Source organism: Kineococcus glutinatus, assembly GCF_039542765.1.
Lineage (GTDB): Bacteria > Actinomycetota > Actinomycetes > Actinomycetales > Kineococcaceae > Kineococcus_A > Kineococcus_A glutinatus.
In genome coordinates, this window is sequence record NZ_BAABIL010000153.1 from 1 (window position 1) to 4,811 (window position 4,811).

A 4,811-nucleotide genomic window follows, 5' to 3' on the forward strand; every position below is an offset into this window, starting at 1 on the left:
GCAGGACCTGGCGGCGCTGGCGCTGACCTCCGTCGCCTGGCGCGGCACGGGCACCGACCAGCGCCGCGGCCGCGAGCGGCTCGACGCCGCCGTCGACACCCTGTTCGCGGGCGTCCACGTCGTCGCCGGCGGGGCCCGCAACCTCGCCGCGACCCGCTCGGACCTGCCCGTCACCGTCGTCAACGAGCTCACCGTGCCCGTCACCGTGGACCTCGTGCTGCGCCCGCGCACCCCCCGGCTGCAGCTGCAGCGCACCGTGCGGCTCGTGCTGCAGCCCCGCAGCCAGCAGCGGGTGGGGGTGCCGGTGCGGGCGCTGGCCAACGGCAGCGTCGTCGTCGACGCGCAGCTGCGCACCGCCGCGGGCACGCCCGTGGGGGCCGGCGCGGCCGTCACGGTGAACATCCGGATGGGCGTGGAGAGCTGGATCGTGGGCGGGGTGGCCGCCGCGGCGGGGCTGCTGCTCGTGGTGGGCCTGGTGCGGGCGGTGCGCCGGGGCCGGCGGCGGATGGACGCGGCGCGGCTGGTGGTGCGCCCGGCGGAGGACGCCGGCGGGCGCTGAACCGGCCCGCCCGGCGTCAGCGCTCACACGTCAGCGGCCGGGCGTCAGCGGTGCACCCGGCGCAGCAGCGGCGTGACCAGGTCCGTCAGCTCGTGCACCCGCATCAGCCGGCACAGCGCCGTGAACACCACCAGCAGCAGCGCACCCCCGGCGACGGTCACCGCCAGGCTCCCCGCCGCGCCCGCCCCCAGCAGGGCCGTCAGCGCCCGCGCCGCCGCCCACACCAGCCCGCCGGAGACGGCGCTGATGATCGCCAGCCGCACGCCGGTGCGCAGCAGCCGGTGCCCGTCCACACCGCCGCCGTCCAGGGCCCGCAGCCGCCGGCGCAGCAGCACCAGGGACAGCGCGCAGCCCACGACGTTCGCGGTGGACATCACCACCCCGATGCCCACGACCTGCCAGCGCGGCTCCACCAGCAGCCAGATCGCCACGTTGCCCGCCGTGGTCACCGCCGCCACCACCACGGAGACGACGAACGGGGTGCGGGCGTCCTCATAGGCGTAGAAGACCCGCTGCACCAGGTACGTGACGCCGAACGGCACCAGACCCACCGCCATCGCCACGAGCACCTCCCCGATCCAGCGCCCGTCCTCCCCGAACAGGGTCACGCCGATCGGGCGGCCCAGCACCACGAAGGCCGTCGTGGCCAGCGCCCCGGCCGCCGCCACCGTCCGGGCGCCGGAGGAGAAGTCCCGCCGCACCGCCCGCACCGCCCCGTCCGCGGCCGCCCCGCTGATCCGGGTGAACAGCGCCGTCACCAGCGACACCGCCACGATCGAGTGCGGCAGCATGAACAGCAGGTAGGCGTTCGTGTAGGACGGGCCCGCCGCGCCGTCCCGCCCGGCGGCCTCCAGCGCGGCACCGGCACCCGTCATCACCCGCGACGTCAGCAGGAACGCCAGCTGTCCCACCGCCACACCCGCGAACGTCCAGCCCGCCACCTTCCCGGCGGTGCCCAGCCCCATGCCGCGGAAGCCGAGGCGCGGCCGGTACCGGAACCCCGCCCGGCGCAGCGGCACCAGCAGCACCAGCGCCTGCGCCGCCACCCCGGCGGTGTGCCCGCCCGCCAGCAGCGCCACCATGCCCGGCGTCCAGGCGCCCGGCTCCAGCGACGCCGCGCCCGGGTACAGCACCAGGAACGCGCCGACCGCGGCGATGGCCACCACGTTGTTCAGCGCGGGCGCCCACATGTACGCCCCGAACCGGCTGTGCGCGTTGAGCACCTGCCCCAGCACCGTGTACAGGCCGTAGCAGAACACCTGCGGCAGGCACCAGAACGCCATGAGCGTCGCCAGCGCCAGCCAGTCCCCGGGCCAGCCCTCGGAGTACAGCCGCACCACGAGCGGCGCGGCGAGGGTCAGCACGAGGGTCGCGCCCCCCATGACGAGCAGCGCGAGGGTGACCAGGCGGTCCAGGTACTCCCGCCCGCCGTCGGGCATCTTGAACGAGCGCATGATCTGCGGCACCAGCACGGCGTTGAGGACGCCGCCGGCCAGCAGCATGTAGAAGACGTTGGGCGCCTTGTTGGCCAGGTCGAAGACCTGCCCGCCGACGCTCTGGGCGGACGCCCCGACGGCCGCGGCGAGCACCACGACCCGGGCGAAGCCCAGCACCCGCGACACCAGGGTGCCGCTGGCCATCAGGGCGCTGTGCCTGGCCAGCGACGCCTTCGCCTCGTCCGCCACTGCGCGCTCCCCTCCGGCGGCTGCCGGCTCGGCGGCCGCCGGCCGCGGCTGCGTGCGGGACTTCCCGGTGCTGCTCACGCACCCGATGGTCGCCGATCCACCGCGCCCGCCGCGCCCCGCCTCCCCAGCAGGACGTGGGGATCCGGTGCGCGGGCCGCGGCGGGCCGGGGTGGACCGGGCCGGACCGAGCCGGAACGGGGCGGGCCGGGGCGTCAGGGGCTGGCGGCGAGGAAGACGAAGGCGGCCGCGATGACGACGTGCACCCCGCCCTGCAGCAGGGTGGCGCGCCCGGGGAACACCGTGAGCGTGGAGACCACCACGGTGAGCGCGAGCAGCACCATCTGGGTGGGGCCCAGGCCCAGCAGCAGCGGCCCCTCCAGCCAGACGGACGCGACCGCGATGGCGGGGATGGTCAGCCCGATGCTCGCCATCGCCGAGCCCAGGGCCAGGTTGAGGCTGGTCTGCACCCGGTCGCGGCGGGCGGCGCGCGCGGCGGCGACGCTCTCGGGCAGCAGCACCAGGGCGGCGATGACGACGCCGACGAAGGAGTGCGGCAGGCCGGCGGCGGCGACCGCGCGCTCGATGGCGGGGGACTCCACCTTGGCCAGGCCGACGACCGCGACGAGCGCCACCGCCAGCAGCGCGAGGCTGGCGCGCGCCTGCCGCGCCGAGGGCGGGGCGGCGTGCTCGTCCTGCGGCGGCGCCTCGCCGTCGGCGGCCACGGGCAGGAAGTAGTCGCGGTGGCGCACGGTCTGCATCACGACGAAGGAGCCGTACAGGGCCAGGGAGGCGACGGCGGCGAAGGCCAGCTGCGGCGCGGAGAACTCCGGGCCGGGCCGGCTCGTCGTGAACGTCGGCAGCACGAGGCTGAGGGTGGCCAGGGTCGCCACCGTGGTCAGGGCCGCGCCGGTGCCGCTGGCGTTGAACACCGCCACCCGGGTGCGCAGCCCGGCCACCAGCAGCGACAGGCCGACGATGCCGTTGCAGGTCAGCATCACGGCGGCGAAGACGGTGTCGCGGGCGAGGGTGGCCGTGGAGTCACCGCCGGAGACCATGAGCGTGACGATGAGCGCCACCTCGATGACGGTGACGGCCACGGCGAGCACGAGGGACCCGAACGGCTCGCCCACCCGGTGCGCGACGACCTCGGCGTGGTGCACCGCGGCGAGCACCGCCCCGGCGAGCAGCAGCGCGACGACCACCACGACGAGCGGCGGGGCGTGCCGGCCCCAGGTGAGCACGAGGGCCACCACGGCGAGCAGCGGCACTGACGTGGTCCACGGCGGGCGGAGCCGGCGGACGCGATCGGCGGCGGGGGCGGCGGCGGGGTCGGTGGGGCGGGCATCCATGCCCCGATGCTCGCGCGTCGCGGCGCGGACGCCCACCGGGCACCGGCCGCCCGCATAGCATGGCCGTGACGGCGCGGGCCCCTTCCGGACGGGCGCCCGGCACGCGAGCGGGGGAGCGGAACTGGACGGGGTGGGCCTCGGCACGGTGGCTGACCGCTACGTCCTGCGCCGGCGCCTGCCGCCGGACGGCTCGACGCAGTCCTTCGAGGCCCGCGACACCACGCTGGAGCGGCGCGTGCGGGTGCGCACCGTGCCCGCCTCCGACCCGCGCGCGGAGGACTTCCTCGACGCGGCGCGGCGCGCGGCGCTCCTCAGCGAGCAGCGCCTGCCGCGGGTGCTGGACGCCGGCACCGACGACGGGGTGGCCTACGTCGTCGAGGAGCACGTCGAGGGCGTGGCGATGGCCGAGCTGGTGGCGGCCGGGCCGCTGGCCCCCGAGGCGGTGCGCGCCCTGGTGGGGGAGGCGGCCACCGCCCTGGACTCCGCCGCCCGCCGCGGCCTGCACCACACCCGGCTCACCCCGGAGTCGGTGCTGCTGTGCGTGGACGGGCGGGTGCAGGTGCTGGGCACCGCGCTGGAGGCGGCCCTGGAGCTGGACCCGCCGCAGGTGTCACCGGCGCGGGCCGCGGCGCTGGCCAACCGCCGTGACGCGCTCGGGCTGGTGGCGCTGCTCTACGCCGGCCTCACCGGTCGCTGGCCGGCGGTGGAGGACGTGGAGGCGTACCCGGCGCTGGCGTCGGCGCCGGTGGACGGCCCGGACGCCGCGCCGATCGCGCCGAAGGACCTGCGCCCGGAGGTGCCCAACGACCTGGACACGCTGTGCGCGGTGACGTTCGGCCCGCACGAGGACGGCCCGCGCGACCCGGGTGAGCTGGCCCTGCAGCTGGCGCCGTGGTCGATGGCCCCGTGGGACGGCGTGCTGCGGCGGATGCGCGGGGAGCAGGCCGCGCGGGAGGTCCACGACCGCCTGGTGGCCGGCCGCGCGGAGGTGCCCGCGGAGGAGCCGCCGGCGCCGTTCACCGCGCCGGAGCCGACGTCGCGCCCGCCGCGGGACCAGTCGCGCCTGGCGCTGGCGGTGGTGGGCGGCTGCCTGGCGGTGGGCCTGGTGCTGTCGCTGTGGTCGCTGAGCCGGACGGCGCTGCCGGGGTTCGGCGACGTCGCGCCGGACACCCGCCTGCGCCGCGACGCCCCGGTCGCGCTCGTCGTCAGCCGGGGCCG

Annotated in this window: 4 protein-coding genes; 2 read left to right on the forward strand and 2 right to left on the reverse strand. The window is 77.4% G+C overall.

Going from position 1 to position 4,811, the window contains the following annotated elements; genetic code table 11:
* The coding region (locus ABEB16_RS06655; protein ID WP_345711474.1) for a DUF6049 family protein at positions 1 to 559 on the forward strand (559 nt) is incomplete at its 5' end.
* Between the two features lie 44 nt (positions 560 to 603).
* Here the strand turns inward: ABEB16_RS06655 and murJ are convergent.
* Positions 604 to 2,322, reverse strand: a complete 1,719-nt coding sequence (gene murJ / locus ABEB16_RS06660; protein ID WP_345711475.1) for a murein biosynthesis integral membrane protein MurJ — start codon at positions 2,320 to 2,322, stop codon at positions 604 to 606.
* A 134-nt stretch (positions 2,323 to 2,456) separates the two neighbouring features.
* On the reverse strand, positions 2,457 to 3,593 hold the full coding sequence (locus tag ABEB16_RS06665; protein ID WP_345711476.1) for a calcium:cation antiporter: 1,137 nt from the start codon (positions 3,591 to 3,593) through the stop codon (positions 2,457 to 2,459).
* 145 nt (positions 3,594 to 3,738) lie between these two features.
* On the opposite strand from ABEB16_RS06665, the gene ABEB16_RS06670 reads away from it, so the two are divergent.
* Positions 3,739 to 4,811, forward strand: a 1,073-nt coding sequence (locus tag ABEB16_RS06670; RefSeq protein WP_345711477.1) for a protein kinase family protein, incomplete at its 3' end; no start/stop codon positions are given.